Annotated in this window: 15 protein-coding genes; 7 read left to right on the top strand and 8 right to left on the bottom strand. The window is 66.2% G+C overall.

Translation table 11 applies throughout. The features are described from left to right. Positions 1-86: 86 nt before the first annotated feature. The 4 genes from glgX to AB4Y40_RS30965 form a co-directional block, all read right to left on the bottom strand. On the bottom strand, positions 87-2,264 hold the full coding sequence (gene glgX, locus AB4Y40_RS30980; RefSeq protein WP_368691105.1) for a glycogen debranching protein GlgX: 2,178 nt from the start codon (positions 2,262-2,264) through the stop codon (positions 87-89). A gap of 228 nt (positions 2,265-2,492) precedes the next feature. After that, a complete protein-coding gene (locus AB4Y40_RS30975; RefSeq protein WP_069265901.1) occupies positions 2,493-2,816 on the bottom strand; it encodes an antibiotic biosynthesis monooxygenase in 324 nt (107 codons plus the stop codon). 124 nt (positions 2,817-2,940) lie between these two features. Continuing rightward, entirely contained in the window at positions 2,941-4,476 is a 1,536-nt protein-coding gene (locus tag AB4Y40_RS30970) for a methyl-accepting chemotaxis protein (protein ID WP_368691104.1), read from the bottom strand. Between the two features lie 126 nt (positions 4,477-4,602). Then, positions 4,603-4,938, bottom strand: coding sequence for a DUF6632 domain-containing protein (locus AB4Y40_RS30965; RefSeq protein ID WP_368691173.1), 336 nt, complete (start codon positions 4,936-4,938; stop codon positions 4,603-4,605). A 177-nt stretch (positions 4,939-5,115) separates the two neighbouring features. Here AB4Y40_RS30965 and AB4Y40_RS30960 point away from each other — a divergent pair, with 177 nt between their 5' ends. After that, positions 5,116-7,242: a TonB-dependent receptor gene (locus AB4Y40_RS30960; protein WP_368691172.1), complete on the top strand. Its 2,127-nt coding sequence runs from the start codon at positions 5,116-5,118 to the stop codon at positions 7,240-7,242. A gap of 13 nt (positions 7,243-7,255) precedes the next feature. Here the strand turns inward: AB4Y40_RS30960 and AB4Y40_RS30955 are convergent, their stop codons facing one another. From AB4Y40_RS30955 to AB4Y40_RS30940, 4 genes are read right to left on the bottom strand one after another with little or no spacing between them, the layout of a single operon-like run. Beyond that, positions 7,256-8,425: a betaine/proline/choline family ABC transporter ATP-binding protein gene (locus AB4Y40_RS30955; RefSeq protein ID WP_368691103.1), complete on the bottom strand. Its 1,170-nt coding sequence runs from the start codon at positions 8,423-8,425 to the stop codon at positions 7,256-7,258. Then, positions 8,422-9,075 (bottom strand): ABC transporter permease, encoded by a 654-nt coding sequence (locus AB4Y40_RS30950; protein WP_069265903.1) that lies wholly within the window; start codon positions 9,073-9,075, stop codon positions 8,422-8,424. Before AB4Y40_RS30950 ends, AB4Y40_RS30955 begins: the two co-directional genes overlap by 4 nt. A gap of 15 nt (positions 9,076-9,090) precedes the next feature. Further along, complete coding sequence (locus AB4Y40_RS30945) at positions 9,091-10,014, bottom strand: glycine betaine ABC transporter substrate-binding protein (RefSeq protein WP_368691102.1); 924 nt, start codon at positions 10,012-10,014, stop codon at positions 9,091-9,093. Then, positions 10,011-10,727 (bottom strand): ABC transporter permease, encoded by a 717-nt coding sequence (locus AB4Y40_RS30940; RefSeq protein WP_368691101.1) that lies wholly within the window; start codon positions 10,725-10,727, stop codon positions 10,011-10,013. The genes AB4Y40_RS30945 and AB4Y40_RS30940 overlap by 4 nt, the downstream gene beginning before the upstream one ends. 59 nt (positions 10,728-10,786) lie before the next feature. Between AB4Y40_RS30940 and AB4Y40_RS30935 the strand changes: the two genes are divergently transcribed. The 6 genes from AB4Y40_RS30935 to AB4Y40_RS30910 all read left to right on the top strand — a co-directional run bounded on the left by AB4Y40_RS30935 (position 10,787) and on the right by AB4Y40_RS30910 (position 17,739). Continuing rightward, positions 10,787-11,182, top strand: coding sequence for a hypothetical protein (locus AB4Y40_RS30935; protein ID WP_368691100.1), 396 nt, complete (start codon positions 10,787-10,789; stop codon positions 11,180-11,182). Between the two features lie 472 nt (positions 11,183-11,654). Further along, positions 11,655-12,674: a peptidoglycan DD-metalloendopeptidase family protein gene (locus tag AB4Y40_RS30930; protein ID WP_368691099.1), complete on the top strand. Its 1,020-nt coding sequence runs from the start codon at positions 11,655-11,657 to the stop codon at positions 12,672-12,674. A 168-nt stretch (positions 12,675-12,842) separates the two neighbouring features. After that, positions 12,843-14,273, top strand: coding sequence for an ethanolamine permease (eat, locus tag AB4Y40_RS30925; protein ID WP_368691098.1), 1,431 nt, complete (start codon positions 12,843-12,845; stop codon positions 14,271-14,273). 27 nt (positions 14,274-14,300) lie between these two features. Beyond that, positions 14,301-15,698, top strand: coding sequence for an ethanolamine ammonia-lyase subunit EutB (locus AB4Y40_RS30920; RefSeq protein ID WP_368691097.1), 1,398 nt, complete (start codon positions 14,301-14,303; stop codon positions 15,696-15,698). After that, positions 15,695-16,495: an ethanolamine ammonia-lyase subunit EutC gene (gene eutC, locus AB4Y40_RS30915; protein ID WP_368691096.1), complete on the top strand. Its 801-nt coding sequence runs from the start codon at positions 15,695-15,697 to the stop codon at positions 16,493-16,495. The genes AB4Y40_RS30920 and eutC overlap by 4 nt, the downstream gene beginning before the upstream one ends. 227 nt (positions 16,496-16,722) lie before the next feature. Next, positions 16,723-17,739: a helix-turn-helix domain-containing protein gene (locus tag AB4Y40_RS30910; RefSeq protein ID WP_368691095.1), complete on the top strand. Its 1,017-nt coding sequence runs from the start codon at positions 16,723-16,725 to the stop codon at positions 17,737-17,739. Positions 17,740-17,744 lie beyond the last annotated feature (5 nt).

Here is a 17,744-nt window from a genome sequence, read left to right as displayed (position 1 = left end):
CGTATTGTGCAACTAACTGTCGGGCCCGCCACGCATCAAACAACGGATCGGTGGCTTCGCCTCCAATCCGCGAAAAAGCCTGTCGCTCACCCCGTGAGGTCTTCCTCCAGCCGGTCGAACACCCGCTGCGTCGCGCCACGCGCGTGCAGCGCGAACAGCAGCAGCGAACGGCCCGTCACCTGGTAGATATCACCCGCCTCGAATTCGGGCAGTTCGTCGCGCACGGGCATGTTCGTGTCGATGAGGCAGCTCCACTGATCGTTGCCCGGTACGGAGGGCAGCGTGAATTCCACGACGTCGTGATAGGCGTTGAACACGATGAGCATGGTCGCATCCGAGGCGAGGCGCATGATGCCGCTCGTCTGCGATCGTCCATCGATCAGCATGCCGAAACAACGCATGGCCGAATCGTCCCACTGCTCCTGAGCGAGCGGTACGCCGGCGGGCGAGAGCCATTCGACGTCGGTGACGTCGAGGGTGGCGTTGTGCTCGCCGATGAGAAACCGGTTGCGTCGCAGCACCGGCAGCGCATGGCGCAGCGCGGTGAGCTTGCGCACGAAGTCGGCGAGCGCGCGGCCCGTGTCGTCGATGCCCTCCCAGTCCACCCAGCTCACGTCGTTGTCCTGGCAATATGCGTTGTTGTTGCCGCGCTGCGTGCGGCCGAACTCGTCGCCTGCGAGCAGCATCGGCGTGCCCTGCGAGAGCAGCAGCGTAGCGAGGAAGTTGCGCTTCTGGCGCTCGCGCAGCGCGCGGATCTCGGGGGCGTCGGTCGGGCCTTCCGCGCCGCAGTTCCACGAGAGATTGTCGCCGTGGCCGTCGCGGTTGTCTTCGCCGTTGGCTTCGTTGTGACGGTCGTTGTATGAAACGAGATCGTTCAGCGTGAAGCCGTCGTGCGCGGTGACGAAGTTCACGCTCGACCATGGCCGCCGCCCGCGCCGGTTGAAGCTGTCGCCCGAGGCGCACAGGCGCGTGGCGAGCTCGGGCGCCTTGCCCTCGTCGCCCTTCCACCAGGCGCGCGTGGTGTCGCGAAAGCGGTCGTTCCATTCCATCCAGCCGGGCGGGAAGCCGCCCACCTGGTAGCCGCCCGGCCCGCAGTCCCACGGCTCGGCAATCAGCTTCACGCTCGCGAGAATCGGGTCCTGGCGGCAGCTGTCGAGAAAGCCGCCGCCTTCGTCGAAGCCGTAGGGCTCGCGCCCGAGGATCGTCGCGAGGTCGAAGCGAAAACCGTCCACGCCCATTTCGAGCACCCAGTAGCGCAGGCTGTCCGTGACCATCTGCAGCACGCGCGGGTGCGAGAGGTTGAGCGTATTGCCCGTGCCGGTGTCGTTGATGTAGTAGCGCCGGTCTTCGGGTAGCCGGTAGTACGAAGCATTGTCGATGCCGCGAAACGAGAGCGTGGGACCGAGTTCGCTGCCTTCGGCCGTGTGGTTGTACACCACGTCGAGTATCACTTCGAGACCCGCCTGGTGCAGGCGGTCCACCATGTTCTTGAACTCGTCGATCGAGCCGTGCGCGCCCACCGAGTAGCGCGGGTCCGGCGCGAAGAAGCCGATGGTGTTGTAGCCCCAGTAGTTCGTGAGACCGCGTTCGAGCAGGTGGGAGTCGTTCACGAAGGTGTGGATGGGCAGCAGCTCCACGGATGTCACGCCAAGGCCGCGGATATATTCGAGCACCGGCGTCTGCGCGAGCCCCGCGAAGGTGCCGCGCTCTTCGTGCGGCACGTCGGGATGGCGGATCGTGAAGCCGCGCACGTGCGTTTCGTAGATGATCGTGCGCTCGCGCGGCACACGCTCGCGCATCGGGTGGTGCCATGTGAAGCCCTGATCGACCACGCGGCAGCGCGGCACATAGCGCGCGCTGTCTCGCGTGTCGAACGAGAGATCGCCGTCGCGGCTGCCGATCGTGTAGCCGAACACGGCGGGATGCCAGCGCAGCGCGCCCACGTGCGCCTTCGCATACGGATCGAGCAGCAGCTTGTGCGGATTGAAGCGATGGCCCGCCTGCGGCTCGTACGGCCCATGCACGCGATACCCGTAGATGGCGCCCGGTTCGAGTTCGGGCAGATAGACGTGCCACACCTCGTCGGTGTATTCGGGCAACTCGATGCGTTCGAGTTCGCGCAGGCCGCTCTTGTCGAACAGACACAACTCGACCTTGGTAGCGTTCGCGGAGAAGAGCGCGAAGTTCACGCCGCGGCCGTTCCAGGTGGCGCCGAGTGGGAACGGCTGGCCTTCTACGATGCGGGTAGCGGTTTTTTTCTTCATGGGCTCGTCGGTTGGGGACGCGATGGCGCGCGCCGCCAACACCGTTGCGCGCGAGGGCGGGGGCTTGAATCAAGCAAGCTTTGGGCCTGAGCGCCCAACGCAGGGGGAAGACGAGGGGAGAGGGGCCGGATGCGCGGGGCACCGCGGTGGTGCGCGCTGCGAGCGTGTAGCTTTGGCGCAGCGCGTGCACAGAATTACCGATTCTTTTGATGACTTCGCGTGCAGCGCCTACTTCACGGTTTGCACGACCTCGAAGCCTTCGAACTCGGGATGGCTCAAATAGACCGGACGGTTTGCACCGCCCGCGTTGCCCGCGTTCCGGTGCGCCGCGCGAAAGGCGTCGGAGCGCGTCCAGTCTTCGAAGTGCGCGTGGCTCGCCCAGATCGTGTGGCTCGCGTAGAGCACATGGTCTTCGCGCTGCGGGCCTTTGAGCAGATGAAATTCGATGAAGCCGGGCACTTGCTTCAAGTGCGTGTCGCGCGTGGCCCAGACTTCCTCGAATGCGGCCTCGGAGCCCGGCGCGACCTTGAAGCGGTTCATGGCGATATACATGCGGCGTTCCTCTTCGCGTACGGAAAATCGATTCGCAAGGCGGCGGGTGACTGCGGCCGCCGCTGCTTCGAGTTCCGATTATAAGAGGCCGTGAAAGCGCCTGCGCCGCGTCGGTCCATCGCCCTCAGGCCACGCGGAACACCTGCACGGTGCCGGCAAGCTTCGTGGATTGCGTGTCGAGCGCCTGGGCCGCGGCGGTCACCTGCTCGACGAGCGCCGCGTTTTGCTGCGTGACTTCGTCCATCTGCGTGACGGCGGTGTCGACCTGTTCGATGCCGCTTTGCTGCTGCTCCGAGGCGGAGGCGATCTCGTTCATGATGGCGGTCACGCGCTGCACCGATGTGTGCAGCTCGGCCATCGTCGCGCCCGCCGTGGAAACGAGTTCCGTGCCGTGCGAAACGGTGGCCACCGAATTCGTGATGAGGTCCTTGATCTCTTTGGCCGCCGCGGCCGAGCGCTGCGCGAGCGAACGCACCTCGCTCGCGACCACGGCGAAGCCGCGGCCTTGCTCGCCCGCGCGCGCCGCCTCGACGGCCGCGTTGAGCGCGAGGATATTGGTCTGGAACGCGATGCCTTCGATGATGGCCGTGATCTCCGAGATCTTGTGCGAACTGCCTTCGATCTCGCTCATCGTGCTCACCACGTCCTGCACGACATCGCTCCCGCGCGACGCCACGTTGGCCGCCGTTTGCGCGAGCGTGCTGCCCTGGCGGGCGTTGTCGGTGTTCTGCTTCACCGCCGACGTCAGCTCGTTCATGCTCGCGGCCGTCTCCTGGAGCGACGCGGCCTGTTCCTCGGTACGCGCCGAAAGGTCGATCATGCCCGCCGCGATCTGCCGCGTGGCCACCGAAACCGATTCGCTGCCGGAGCGCACGGCGCCCGTGACGGAGCCCAGTTCCTTGCGGGTCTTTTCGATGTTTTCCAGCAGCAGGCCCATTTCGTCGCGGCGCTGCGCGCGCACGGCCTGGCTCAGATTGCCCGAGGAGATTTCATCGAGGCTCTTGAGCGCGTAATTGAGGGGCTCCATGATCGCGCGGCGCAGCATCACCCAGCCGAGGCCCGCGCCGAGCAGGCCGAGCACGACCATGGCGGCGCTCACGCCCGAGAACAGATGGAAATTTGCTTCGGCCTCCTCATAACGCACCTTCGCGTTGTTGTAGAGGTGCTTCTTGACCTCGTTGTTCGCGGCGCTCATGGCGCTGTAAAGGTCGGAGAGCTGCGTCATCGCGATGTTGTCGGCGCTGGCCTTGTCGCCCGATTCGAGCGCCTTCGTGAAGTCCGACACCGCGTTGCGCATGGCGGTGCGCCGCTCGGTGGTCGCCGCGATGAGCGGCAGCTCGTCGCTCTCGTGCGGCATCTGCGTGAACTTCGTCCACCACTCGTCGGAGTTCTTGAAGAAGCCGGCGGCGCGCTGCAGCTGGTCGGGGACCGAGGGCGCGTCGGGGTGCAGCGCCACACGGTCGAGCACGAGGCGCGTGCGCGCGATATAGATTTCCGCGTTGTCGATGGCCGTGGATTCGGCGAGCTTGTTGCGATAGGTGTCGCGGTTGGCGCTATTGGCCTTTTCGGTGCTGATGAAGCCGAGAACGCCGGAAACCGTGAGCAGGAGGGCGAGAAGCGCGAACGTGAGGGCGATGCGCGCCCGAATGGTGAGTGTCATGCGTCGGTACCGTTTTGACCAGGGGCAACGCAAGCGGGGCGGCCCATCTCCGCGGGCGGCCGCCGACGGGCGTCACCTTACATATCGACAGCTGGCGGTCGGGGTTTAGGGTGAACCCGGATATTTTTAAGAAACTACAGAATTTTTTGACCGGGCCCCTGTCACCACGGCCGGAGCACGGGCGCTCGCGCGGCGCGGCGTGAGCACGGCCAGCACGGCGGCGACGATGAAGAGGGCAGGCACGTCGCCGAGCAGATGGCCGAGATGGCCGGGCGACGCCAGCGACTGGACCGTCATGATCGCGCCGTGCACGACGCTCGACCACACCGTGAACCCGCGCCGCGAACACGCCCAGCGTGGGCGCGCACGCGGTGCCTCGCGCAAGTCCCTTGCAACTAGCGCGCGAGTTCGTGCGTTTTCGCGGCGTGATCGGCGACGTTTGCCCCAACGCCGCGCGCGCATTGCGATTGTGAGCTGAAAGCCATCCGTCAAAAATCTCCTTCCCAATTAGTAATGTTATAACGTAACATTCGCGTCGAGCTGCAGCCACAACTCCTGCGCGGCGTGCGTCCACCCTGGGCCCCGGACGTTCGCCGCGCATCACTCCAACGACGCAAACAAGAAACCATCGTGGCGACCATTCCTTTTACGTCCTTGTCCGCGCTGCTGGCGGGGCTGCGCTTCGCGCGCGTCCTGCCGCTCGCTCCCTTGCCGCTCGCGCTCTGCGGTGCGCTGGCTCATGCCCAATCGCCGGCTACGAACGATGCCAATGCGGTGGCTGGCGACACCCAGCAGGGCGCAACGACGCTCGCGCCGGTGTTCGTCACCGCGAACCCGCTCGGCAACACCGCCCTCACGGCGCCCTCCACCGCGCTCTACGGTGACGCGCTCGTCCTGCGCCGCGCCGACTCGCTCGGCGAAACGCTCAACGGCCTGCCGGGCGTTTCCACGACAACGTACGGCCCCATGGTCGGGCGTCCGATCATTCGCGGCATGGACGGCGACCGCATCCGCCTGCTGCAGAACGGCGTCGCCGCGTTCGACGCTTCGTCGCTGTCGTACGACCACGCGGTGCCGCAGGACCCGCTCTCGATCGAGCGCGTCGAGATCGTGCGCGGGCCGGCCGCGCTGCTGTACGGCGGCAATGCGATCGGCGGCGTGGTCAACACGATCGACAACCGCATTCCGCGCGAGCCGGTTTCGGGCGTGACCGGCGCGGTGGACGCGAGCTACGGCGGGGCGAACGACGCGCGCGCGGGCGCGGCGCAGGTGGAAGGCGGCAACGGCGGCTTCGCCTTCCACGTGGACGCCTTCGCCCGCGACACGAGCGACCAGCGCATTCCCGGCTACGCGCACTCGGCGCAGCAACGTGCGCTGGACGGTCCCGATGCCGAAGAGCCCTACGGCAGCATCCCGAACAGCGACGGCCGCTGGCACGGCGGTGCGGTCGGCTCCTCGTACACCTGGGCCGACGGCTACGCGGGCATCTCGTACAACGGCTTCGACGCGAACTACGGCTCCGTGGCCGAAGACGACGTGCGCCTGCGCATGCATCAGGACCACGTGGCGCTCGCTTCCGAAGTGCGCAACCTGCAGGGGCCGATCAGCCAGCTCAAGTTCGATTTCGGTTATACGGACTACGAACATCGCGAGATCGACAACGGCGAAACGAGCACGACGTTCCGCAATCACGGCTACGAAGCGCGCCTGGAAGCGCGCCACGCGAAACTCGGGCCGCTGGAGGGCGCCTTCGGCGTGCAGGTGAGCCAGAACACCTTCTCGGCGCTGGGCGACGAGGCGCTCGTGCCGACCACGCAAACCACCAACGTCGCGCTGTTCGGTCTGGAAGAATGGAATGTGACGCCGGCGCTCAAGCTGAGTCTGGGCGCGCGCATCGAGCATGTGAAGCTCGATCCGGTGGCGGGTGAAGACGGCACGAAGTTCGCGGGCGTGCAGGCGCGCGACTTCAACGCGGGCAGCCTCTCGGCGGGCGCGCTCTACACGCTCACGCCGGTGTGGTCGGTGGTCGGCAACGTGGCGTACACCGAGCGCGCGCCGACCTTCTACGAGCTCTACGCAAACGGCCCCCATGACGCGACCGGCCAGTATTTGATCGGCAACCCCGACGCGCAGAAGGAAAAGGCCGTATCCACGGATCTTTCGCTGCGCTACGCGAGCGGCCCGAACAGGGCGAGCGCGGGCGTGTTCTACAGCCGCTTTCGCAATTACCTCACCGAGTACAACACGGGCCGCCTCGTGGACGACGACGACACGCCCGTGCCCGCCGGCACCGCGGATGCGCTCAACGAGGCCGTCTATCGCGGCGTGCCCGCGGAATTTTATGGTGTGGAACTGGAAGGGCGCTGGCGCGTGCTGGAGCGCGGCGCGCATCGGCTCGATATCGGCCTGGCCGCCGACTACACGCACGCGCGCAACGTAGATACGGGCGCGCCGCTGCCGCGCATTGCGCCGTTGCGGGCGACGCTGAACGCCGATTACGGCTACGGCCCGTTCGGCGCGCACGCCGAACTCGTGCACGCGTGGGCGCAAAACCGCGTGCCTGAAGACGATTTGCCGACCGCCGGCTACACCACGCTCGCGCTGGCACTCACCTACAAATTCCATGTGGGCGCAACGAACTGGCTCGCGTACGTGCGCGGCGACAATCTCACGAATCAGGACGTGCGCTATGCCAGTTCCGTGGTGCGCGACATCGCGCCCGAGGGCGGGCGCAGTGTCATGGTCGGATTGCGCACCACGTTCTAGCGCGTCAAGCCGCTCACACGGCGGCAGCCGCCGGCCGCGCCGCCGCGCTCGGCGGCTGTCCGGTCTGCTGGCGCGAGCGGCCCGAGCTCAGATAGTCGGCGATCGAATCCTGCGTGATCTCGCCCACGTAGGCGCCCTCGGCGTCGAGCACCGGCATCCACGAGGCGCGGAACTGGTACATCTTCGAGAGCACGATGCGCAGGTTGTCGTCGACCGACACGGTGGCGGGGAAGGGCGTGATGCGATCGCCGCACGCGCCTTCGGCCCCGCGCGCGGCGCGGCGCGCCACGAAGCCGAGCGCATGCTGCGCGTCGTCGAGCACGGTGAGGTAGCGCGAGTCGCTTTCGTCCATCGCGGCGAACGCGTGCGAGAGCGGCGTTTCGGCACGCGCCGTTTCGGGCTGCGTGGCGGCGTCGCCCGCCTTCACGAGCAACAGGCGCTTGAGCGTGCTGTCCTGGCCCACGAACTGCGCGACGAAGTCGTCATGCGGGCGCGCGAGCAGCGTATCGGGGTGATCGTACTGCACGAGCTTGCCGCGCCGGAACACCGCGATGCGGTCGCCCAGCTTGATCGCCTCGTCGATATCGTGGCTCACCATGATGACGGTCTTCTTCAGTTGCCGCTGCATCTGGAAGAACTCGTTCTGGATGGCCTCGCGATTGATCGGATCGACCGCGCCGAACGGCTCGTCCATGAGCAGCACGGGCGGGTCGGCGGCCAGCGCGCGAATCACGCCGATGCGTTGCTGCTGGCCGCCCGAAAGCTCGCGCGGATAGCGCTTCAAATACAGCTTCGGGTCGAGCGCGACCATCGACATCAGTTCCGCCGCGCGTTCGGCGCAACGCTTCTTGTCCCAGCCGAGCAGGCGCGGCACGACGGTGATGTTCTCCGCGATCGTCATGTTCGGAAACAGGCCGATCTGCTGGATCACATAGCCGATGCGGCGGCGCAGGTCCACTTCGTTCAGGCCCGTGGTGTCCTCGCCGTTGATGAGCACACGGCCCGAGGTCGGCTCGATCAGCCGGTTGATCATCTTGAGCGTGGTGGTCTTGCCGCAGCCCGAGGGGCCGAGGAACACGCAGATCTCGCCTTCGGCCACCGAAAGGCTCACCGAATCGACGGCGCGCACGGCCTGGCCGTCTTTCTGCGTGAAGGTCTTCGTCAGTTGGTCGAGTTCGATCATGTCTTCTGTACTCCTTTCGGTGTCAATGCGCGCTGCAGCATCTGCAACAACAGGTCGGCGACGATCGCGAGCACGCTCACGAGCACGGCGCCCACGAGCAGCTTCATCATGCTGCTCTGGCCAATGGCGCGAATGATCAGCGTGCCGAGGCCGCCCGCGCCGATCACGGCGGCAATGGTCATCACGCCGATGTTCATTACGACCGCCGTGCGCACGCCCGCGAGAATCACGGGCACGGCCAGCGGCAAATCGACGAGACGCAGCCGCTGCCACGACGTCATGCCGATGCCGGTGCCGGCCTCCTTGATGCCCGCGTCGACGTTGCGCAGCGCGAGGTAGGTGTTGCGCATGATGGGCAGCAGCGAGTAGAGGAACACTGCGGTGATGGCGGGCACCGCGCCGATGCCCTGGCCGAAGCGCGAGAACACCGGAATCATCAGGCCGAACAGCGCGATGGAGGGCAGCGTGAGGATGATGGTCGCCAGTCCCAGCAGCGGCGCGGCGAGCCAGTCATGGCGGCTGATGAGCACGCCGAGCGGCACGCCCGCGATGATCGCGCAGCCCACGGCGATGCCCACGAGGTAGAGGTGCTGGAGCGTGAGCTGCAGCAGCTCGGGCCAGCTCGAAGCGAGATAGTCGAATACGTTCATATGGCCTGGCCTCCTTCAGGGGAGCGAATGCGTGCGCAGGAACTCCGCCGCCACCTGCTGGGCGGGCTTGCCGTCCAGATCCACGGCCTTGTTCATGTCTTGCATCACGTCGTTGTTGAGGGCGGCGGACAGCGCGTTGAGCTGCGCGGCCAGTTTGGGATTGCGCTCCAGCACTTCCTTGCGCACCACGGGCGTGGCGTTGTACGGCGGGAAGAAGTGCCTGTCGTCTTCGAGCGGCACGATGCCGAAGCCCTTCACGCGGCCATCGGTCGTGTAGACGAGGCCGATCTTCAGCTGGTTGTTATGCAGCGCCGTGTAGACGAGACCGGGGTCCATCTGCTTCATCTGCGAGCGGTGAAAGCTCATGCCGTAGGTGGCGAGCAGCGGCTTGAGACCGTCCGGACGATTCGCAAATTCGGCGTCCATGCCGAACACGTAACGCTTCGCGTCGGGGTCCGTCTTCAACCTTTGCGCAAGCTGCGAGACCGTGGTGATGCCGGTTTCCTCGGCGAATTTGCTCGGCAGACCGATTGCATAGGTGTCGTTGAGCGGCGAGGCGTTGAGCCAGACGAGACCGCGCGGCGCATCGAGCGCCTTCACGCGCTCGTACATCGCTTCGGGCGCAAGCTTCTCGGTCAGCTTGTCGTAGACGAGTGCCGCCGTGCCCGTGTAGTCCCATACGAGGTCGAACTGGCCGTTCTCGAGCGCGCTGCGCATGAGCGTGCTGCCGAGGCCGGAGCGCACCTCCACGGTATAGCCGCGCGAGCGCAGGTATTGCGCGGTGACTTCGGCGAGCACGTATTGCTCGGTGAAGTTCTTCGCGCCGAGTACGAGCTTGGGCTGCGCGAACGCGGGCGTGGCGGCGGCAACGAGCGCCGTTCCGATCACGCAGGCCCGAACGAAGCGGCGCAGGGACTTGAAAGGTGACGCGAACATCATGCGAGCCCTCCGTGACGCGAGAGCCACTGATGGCTGCCGGCGGCGACCATGCCGTCGAGTACGAGCGCGAGCGCGGCCGTGAACGCGGCGCCGAGCAGCAGCAAGGGCTGATCGTTCAGATAGATGCCGGGGAAAATGAGCGAGCCGAGGCTGTCCGCGCCGATCAGATAAGCGAGCGGCGCCGTGCCCACGTTGATGGCGAGCGCGGTGCGCACGCCGCCCACGATGATGGGCAGCGCACCCGGCAATTCCACGCGCGTGAGCGATTGCCAGCCCGTCATGCCGATGCCGCGCGCGGCTTCGCGCAATGCGGCTGGCACGTTCTTCACGCCCTCATACGTATTGCGCGTGATGGGCAGCAGCGACGCGAGAAAGAGCGCGACGATGGCGGGAATGTCGCCGATGCCGAACACGCCGAGCGCAATGGCGAGCACCGCGAGCGACGGAATCGTGTTGCCCACGTTGAAGATCTGCATGAAGCGTTCGGCCTGGCGCGCGAAGCGCGGCCGGCTGAGCAGCACGCCGGCGGGCACGCCGACCACGATGGCGAGCGCCATCGAATAGCCGACGAGCAGCAGGTGCCGCCCGGTGTAGTAAGCGAGGTCGCCTGCGTGGCTTTGCCACGTATCGGCGCCGATGGCGCGCGAGAGGGCCCACGCGATGACGGCAAGGGCGATCAGGCTGCCCGCGAGCAGGGCAGAGCGTCGAGTCATGAAGGTACGCCTCCTTGTTTTTGTGCCGCGCGGCGCAACGCTGCGCAGCGGGGACGCCCATGAGGATGCTCAAGGCGCCGCGAAGGAAGTTCGTGATCCCGGCATGGCCGCGATTGGAACCGACTAAAACAACGGACAGAAAATCGGGCAAAAGCGCGGGCAAAAACGCGGACAAAAACCAGTCCGCCCGCGCACGATGGCGACGTGGCCGCAGTGGTATGAACGCACTTTTATGGCGTTCTTCTGGTTATCATGTTCAGCTCAACGGCACCGAGCAGATCGATGCGCGCTGGAGCAGGAAACCGCCGGATGACGGCTTGGATGCGGCGGCTTTGAACCGCTACGCGAGGGCCGGAGGCCCATTTGAACGGCGCTTGCGACAGAGCGGCCCTTTAGCGTGGACCGGGTATCTCAATGCGCACGAGAACGACTTCGTTGTGATCGAAACGAGATGAGTATAGATCATTCGATTAGGTGCGTCTACCTTGGGGAACGATCGCGAGTTGACGTATAACAGGTCGGGTTGCATTCGGTATGTCATTTCGGGAAATTAATAAGTTATCCGGATAAAAAAACTTCGGTAGCATTTCCCGTTTTTTAAAGGCGACAGAAAGTGATGTACAGGTACGCTTTTTCTGCATCGTGGGCTTTAGCAAGCGGCGTTCCCGGTATTGCATCGAGGCGCTGCGGCAGAATGTTCCGCTCTTTGCGCTTTCTTAAGTTTCGTTTAAGAAAGGCCATTTAATTTGAAGCGCTTCGCATCATCGATGCTCGCCGGTTCAACGATGCGGCCATCGATCTCACTTCCGATTTCACCTCGAGAAGCGCGGCACGCGTGCGCGTTTCTCTGCTCTGCAATCCGTCATTCGATTCATGGCTTTTCGTGCAATAGCGGCCTCCCCGGGCCTCGCGGGGAAATTCATCGTTGTGTCAGCAATCGGTTTGACGAGCGCCGCGTGGCTCGCCCATCGACATGCGAACGTTGCTACCGACGATCCGCTTGCCGACGCGGCGACGGCGACGCCCGCGACGCCGGCGCAGGATGCGGCGTCGCAGGCGGCGGCCAGCGCGGCGCCCGCGAGCGAAAGCGCGCCGGCGTTTCGCGTGGAGACCGCCGTGGTCGAGCACAGCTTCTCCGAGGCGGCCCAGCGTCTCGGGGTGGATGCGGCGACGACAGCGAGGCTGGCGCGCGCCTTCTCGGGCCGGCTCGATTTCCGGCGCGATCTGCAACGCGGCAGCGAAATACGCTTCGTGTTTCGCGATGACAAAGACGGTGCGAACGGCGCGAGCGAAGCAAACGATGCAAGCGACGTGAGCGCGGCGAATGCCGGTACACCACAGAACACAGCGTCTTCAGACGACACGCCTGTCGCGATCCGCATCTCGAACGGCAACGTCTCGCACGATCTCTTTCTGTACCGGAACCTCGCGGGCAAGGCGTTCTACTATTCGGCCGACGGTCATGCTGCCGCGCCATCGTTCCTGCGCTATCCCGTGAGGTTCTCGCGCGTGTCTTCGCATTTCTCGATGCGACGGCTCGATCCGGTCACGCATCGCGTGCAGCCGCACGAAGGGGTCGATCTCGCGGCGCCCGTCGGCACGCCCGTTCACGCGACCGCGCGCGGCACTGTGAAGTTCGCCGGCTGGCAGACGGGCTACGGCAAGGTCGTGAAGCTCGAAAACTTCGGCCCTTACTCCACGACCTTCGCCCATCTTTCGCGCTTTGCGAAGCACTTGAAAGTGGGGCAGACGGTGAGCAAGGGGCAGGTGATCGGGTACGTGGGCGCGACGGGTTGGGCGACGGGGCCGCATCTGCACTACGAGGTGCACGTGGATCAGGTCGCGCAGGATCCGCTTACCGTCGACTTGCCGCATCGCGATCCCTTGCAGGGCGAGGACAAGCAGCGCTTCGCGCAGCAGGTCGCGCTCATCGACCCGCTGCTTTAGGCGCAACGCGCGAAAGGCTGCCGCAAGGAATCCCGCAATGGCCTGTGCTGCGCCGCAGGCACGATTTGCCGATTTTCGATAACACGTCGATTAATGACTCAATAGCATGGTTCCACTCAACCGAGGCGGCCAGGGCCGGCCGCCCGGGCCACCCAGAGGGAGAAAACCATGCAAGGCGAATCGAACGCACGTCCCGCTGCAGTTGGCACCGTAGTCGGCAAGGCAGGCGGCGCAGGCGCGCCGGCGCTCAATCAAACGCTCGGCACGTGGCAGTTATGGGGCATCGCAGTCGGCCTCGTGATCTCGGGCGAGTACTTCGGCTGGAGCTACGGCTGGGCCAGCGCCGGCACGCTCGGCTTCGTCGTCACGGCGCTGTTCGTCGCGGCGATGTACACCACGTTCATCTTCAGCTTTACCGAACTCACCACCTCCATACCGCATGCGGGCGGGCCTTTCGCCTACGCCCGCCGCGCGTTCGGCCCGCACGGGGGGTATCTGGCAGGGGCGGCCACGCTCGTGGAATTCGTGTTCGCGCCGCCCGCCATCGCGCTCGCCATCGGCGCGTACCTGCACGTGCAGTTCCCCGGACTCGAGCCCAAACACGCAGCCATGGGCGCGTATCTCGTCTTCATGGCGCTCAATATCGTGGGCGTGCAGATCGCCGCGACCTTCGAACTGATCGTCACGCTGCTCGCCATCTTCGAGTTGCTCGTGTTCATGGGCGTCGTGTCGCCGGGCTTCGCATGGAGCCACTTCACGAAGGGCGGCTGGTCGGGTAACGATCATTTTTCGCTGGGCTCGTTTCATGGCATGTTCGCCGCGATTCCGTTCGCCATCTGGTTCTTCCTCGCGATCGAAGGCGTGGCCATGGCCGCCGAGGAAGCGAAGAACCCGCGCCGCTCGATTCCCATCGCCTACGTGGCCGGCATTCTCACGCTCGTCGCGCTCGCCGTGGGCGTGATGGTGTTCGCGGGCGGCGCCGGTGACTGGACCACGCTCGCCAATATCAACGACCCGCTGCCGCAAGCCATGAAGTTCATCGTGGGCGAGCACAGCGGCTGGATGCACATGCTCGTCTGGCTCGGGCTGTTCGGTCTCGTGGCCTCGTTTCACGGCATCATCCTCGGCTATTCGCGGCAGATCTTCGCGCTGGCCCGCGAAGGCTATCTGCCCGCGTGGCTCGCGAAAATTCATCCGCGCTTCAAGACGCCGTATCGCGCGATTCTCGCGGGTGGCGTGGTCGGTATTGCCGCGATCTACAGCGACGAGCTGATCCAGTTCGGCGGGCAGACGCTCACGGCCAACATCGTCACGATGTCGGTGTTCGGCGCAATCGTGATGTACATTGTCAGCATGGCGGCGCTCTTCAGGCTGCGCCGCGTGCAGCCGGCCATGGACCGGCCGTTTCGCGCGCCGCTGTACCCGTTTTTCCCGGCGTTTGCGCTCGTCGCCGCGCTCGTTTGCCTCGGCACGATGGTGTATTTCAACGCGCTGGTGGCGGGGGTGTTCGTGGTGTTTCTCGCGCTCGGCTACGCGTATTTCCTCGCCACGCGCACACAGCGCGAGGGGGTGCCCGCCGAGGGGCTGCTCGAGGAGTGAGCCTCCAGATTCACAGGAGTCCAACGCATGAACTATACGGAGACGATCGGCGCGCGCACCTACCGCTTCGCGGACCTCAAGACGCTGCTCGCCAAAGCCAGCCCGCTGCGCTCCGGCGACCAGCTCGCGGGCGTGGCGGCGGCGAGCGAAGAGGAGCGCGTGGCCGCGAAAATGGCGCTCGCCGCGGTGCCGCTCAAGGCGTTTCTTGCGGAAGCGCTCGTGCCTTATGAAGACGACGAGGTCACGCGCCTGATCGTCGACGATCACGACGCCGCCGCGTTCGCGGCCGTCGCACACCTCACGGTGGGCGACTTCCGCGACTGGCTGCTCTCCGGCGCGGCAACCACCGAAGCGCTCGAGCGCCTCGCGCCGGGCCTCACGCCCGAGATGGTCGCGGCGGTGTCGAAGCTCATGCGCAATCAGGACCTGATCGCCGTGGCGAAAAAGCGGCCCGTGGTCACTCGCTTTCGCAACACCGTGGGGCTGCCGGGCCGCATGTCGGTGCGCCTGCAGCCGAACCATCCCACCGACGACGTGAAGGGCATCGCCGCCTCGATGCTCGACGGCCTGATGTACGGCTGCGGCGACGCGATGATCGGCATCAATCCCGCCACGGACAGTCTGGCGGCCATCGTGAAGCTGCTCGCGATGATCGACGGGTTTCGCGAGCGCTACCGCGTGCCCACGCAGTCCTGCGTGCTCACGCACGTTACCAACACGATCGCGGCTATCGAAAAGTGCGCACCCGTCGATCTGGTGTTTCAGTCGATAGCGGGCACGGAGAAGGCGAACGCGAGCTTCGGCATTTCGCTGGCACTTTTGAAAGAGGCGCGCGAGGCGGCGCTTTCGCTCAAACGCGGCACGGTCGGCAACAACCTCATGTACTTCGAGACGGGGCAGGGCAGCGCGCTCTCGGCGAACGCGCACTACGGCGTGGACCAGCAAACCTGCGAGGTGCGCGCCTATGCGGTCGCACGCAAGTTCGAGCCGTTTCTCGTCAATACGGTGGTCGGTTTCATCGGCCCCGAGTATTTGTACGATGGAAAGCAGATCATTCGCGCGGGGCTCGAAGATCACTTCTGCGGCAAGCTGCTGGGCGTGCCCATGGGTTGCGACATCTGCTATACGAACCACGCCGAAGCCGACCAGGACGACATGGACACGCTGCTCACGCTGCTGGGCGCGGCCGGCATCAACTTCATCATGGGCATTCCGGGCGCCGACGACGTGATGCTCAACTACCAGAGCACCTCGTTTCACGACGCGCTCTACGTGCGCGACCTGCTCGGCCTGCGCCGCGCGCCGGAGTTCGAGGAGTGGCTGGAGACCATGGAGATCGTCGACGCGAAAGGCGCGCTCCTGCCGGGCTCCGCGCGCGTGCCGCTGCTCGCGGGCGCGCACGAGTGGTTGGGGATCGACGCATGAGCGACGCCGTCGAAAAGAACCCGTGGGGCGGTCTCAAGGCGTTCACGAACGCGCGCATCGCGCTCGGGCGCGCGGGCAACGGCTTGCCCACGGCGCCGCTGCTCGCGTTCAATCTCTCGCACGCGCAGGCGCGCGACGCCGTGCATCACCCGCTCGACGCCGAAGCCTTGCGGCGCACGCTCGAAGCCGAGGGGTTCGCCACGCTCGGCGTGGAAAGCGCGGCGCCGGACCGGCAGCATTATTTGCGCCGGCCAGACCTTGGGCGGCGCTTGTCGGAGGCGAGCCGGACCGCGTTGGTCGAGGCGGCGGGTTTGGCCACGGCTGCGCGTGAGGAGCCGCCCGAAGTCGTGTTCGTGATCGGCGACGGCCTTTCGGCGATCGCCGCCGCGAAACAGGCCGCGCCGCTGCTCCTCGCCGTACGCGCGCGTCTTGCGGACTGGCGCATCGGCCCAGTGGTGGTCGCGCGCCAGGCACGCGTGGCGCTCGGCGACGAGATCGGCGAACTGCTGGGCGCGAAACTCGTGGCGATGCTGATCGGCGAGCGGCCCGGGCTCAGCTCGCCAGACAGCCTCGGCGTCTATCTCACCTACGCGCCGAAGGTGGGCTGCCATGACGCGCAGCGCAACTGCATCTCGAACGTGCGTCCCGAAGGGCTGCCGTATGAAGCGGCCGCGCACAAGCTCCACTACCTCCTCACGCATGCGCGGCGGCTCGGGCTGACCGGCGTCGGACTGAAGGACGATAGCGACGCGACGCTGCCGGGCGTCGGGGCGGCAGGGCAGATCACGTCTGCATGAGGGTCCGCACGCGCGGGCGGAGACTGCATCCGCCGCAACCGTTGGAGCAGGCGACGCACCGCGGCGGTGCTGCCGCCTGTGCAGGGATTGAGCACTCCGCTCGCCGCCATTGCGCCGCCGTGGAGCAGCGCGGCGCCCGGCATGGCCATGCCGCATACCGTTCTCGCTGGCGCGACTCTTGCGTCAATCGACGATCGATCGAAGCAAGCGCGTGCTGGGAGGCAATCATGAACGAAACGGCAGAGCGAACCGAAGCCACGGCCGGGCAGGCGCGATGCAACGCGCCTGGCGCCCGCACCGTGGTCAGCGTGGCGCACGACGCCGACGAGCAGGCGCGCAACCTCGTGGGCTGGCGGCAGACCTACGACCAGCTGGCGGCGGGCCGCTTCGTCGGCACGCTCACGGAACTGCCACTCGACACCATGAAGGTGTTCCGCGAGACCACGAGCCACACGTTGCGCCAGGCGTGCGAGGTGCGCGGCGACGCCTGGTGGTTCGGCATACCGGTCCCGCGCGAAGGCGAGGCGCGTGTCGACGCGCAGCCCATTGGCGCGCAGGCGTTTGCGCTGCGCCCCGGCAACGTAGAGTTCGAGTTGCTCACGCCGGCGCAATTTTCGATCTACGGCGTGGTCGTGCGCGGCGACGTGCTGCGCCACTATGCGGCCGCGGTCGAGCACACGGCGCTCGAAGAGCGTTTGCCGGCTGCCCCTGTCGTGCAGGCGGGCGCGGCGAGCATCGAACGCCTTTGCGCGCGGCTCGCGAGGTGTCTCGACGATGGCGGCCAGGCGCATGAGAACGTGCCGGACGCACCGCTTTCGGACCTCGAACGCAACGCATTGCAGGCGGAAGTGCTCGCCGCGCTGTTCGACGCCTGCGCGGGCAGCGGGGATGCGGTGATCGAGTCCGCCTCGCGGCGCCGCTGGATCGTTGCGCAGGCGCGCGACTACGTGCTCGCGCATCGCGCGCGGCCGGTCGGTGTGCCGGAGCTTTGCGAGCAGCTGCACGTGAGCCGGCGTACGCTCCAGTACTGCTTTCAGGACGTGCTTGGCATGGCGCCCGCCACCTACCTGCGCGCGCTGCGCCTGAACGGCGCCCGGCGCGACCTGTGCGCTCGCGCGGCCGGTTCGGTGCAGGACGTGGCCACCGCCTGGGGCTTCTGGCATTTGAGCCAGTTCGCCACCGATTACCGGCGCATGTTCGGCATGCGGCCTTCCGAGGCGTTGCGCGCGGAGGCAACGCCCTGAATTCG

This window comes from Paraburkholderia sp. EG287B, assembly GCF_040965595.1.
GTDB lineage: Bacteria > Pseudomonadota > Gammaproteobacteria > Burkholderiales > Burkholderiaceae > Paraburkholderia.
This window is presented reverse-complemented; position numbering and strand designations above follow the sequence as displayed.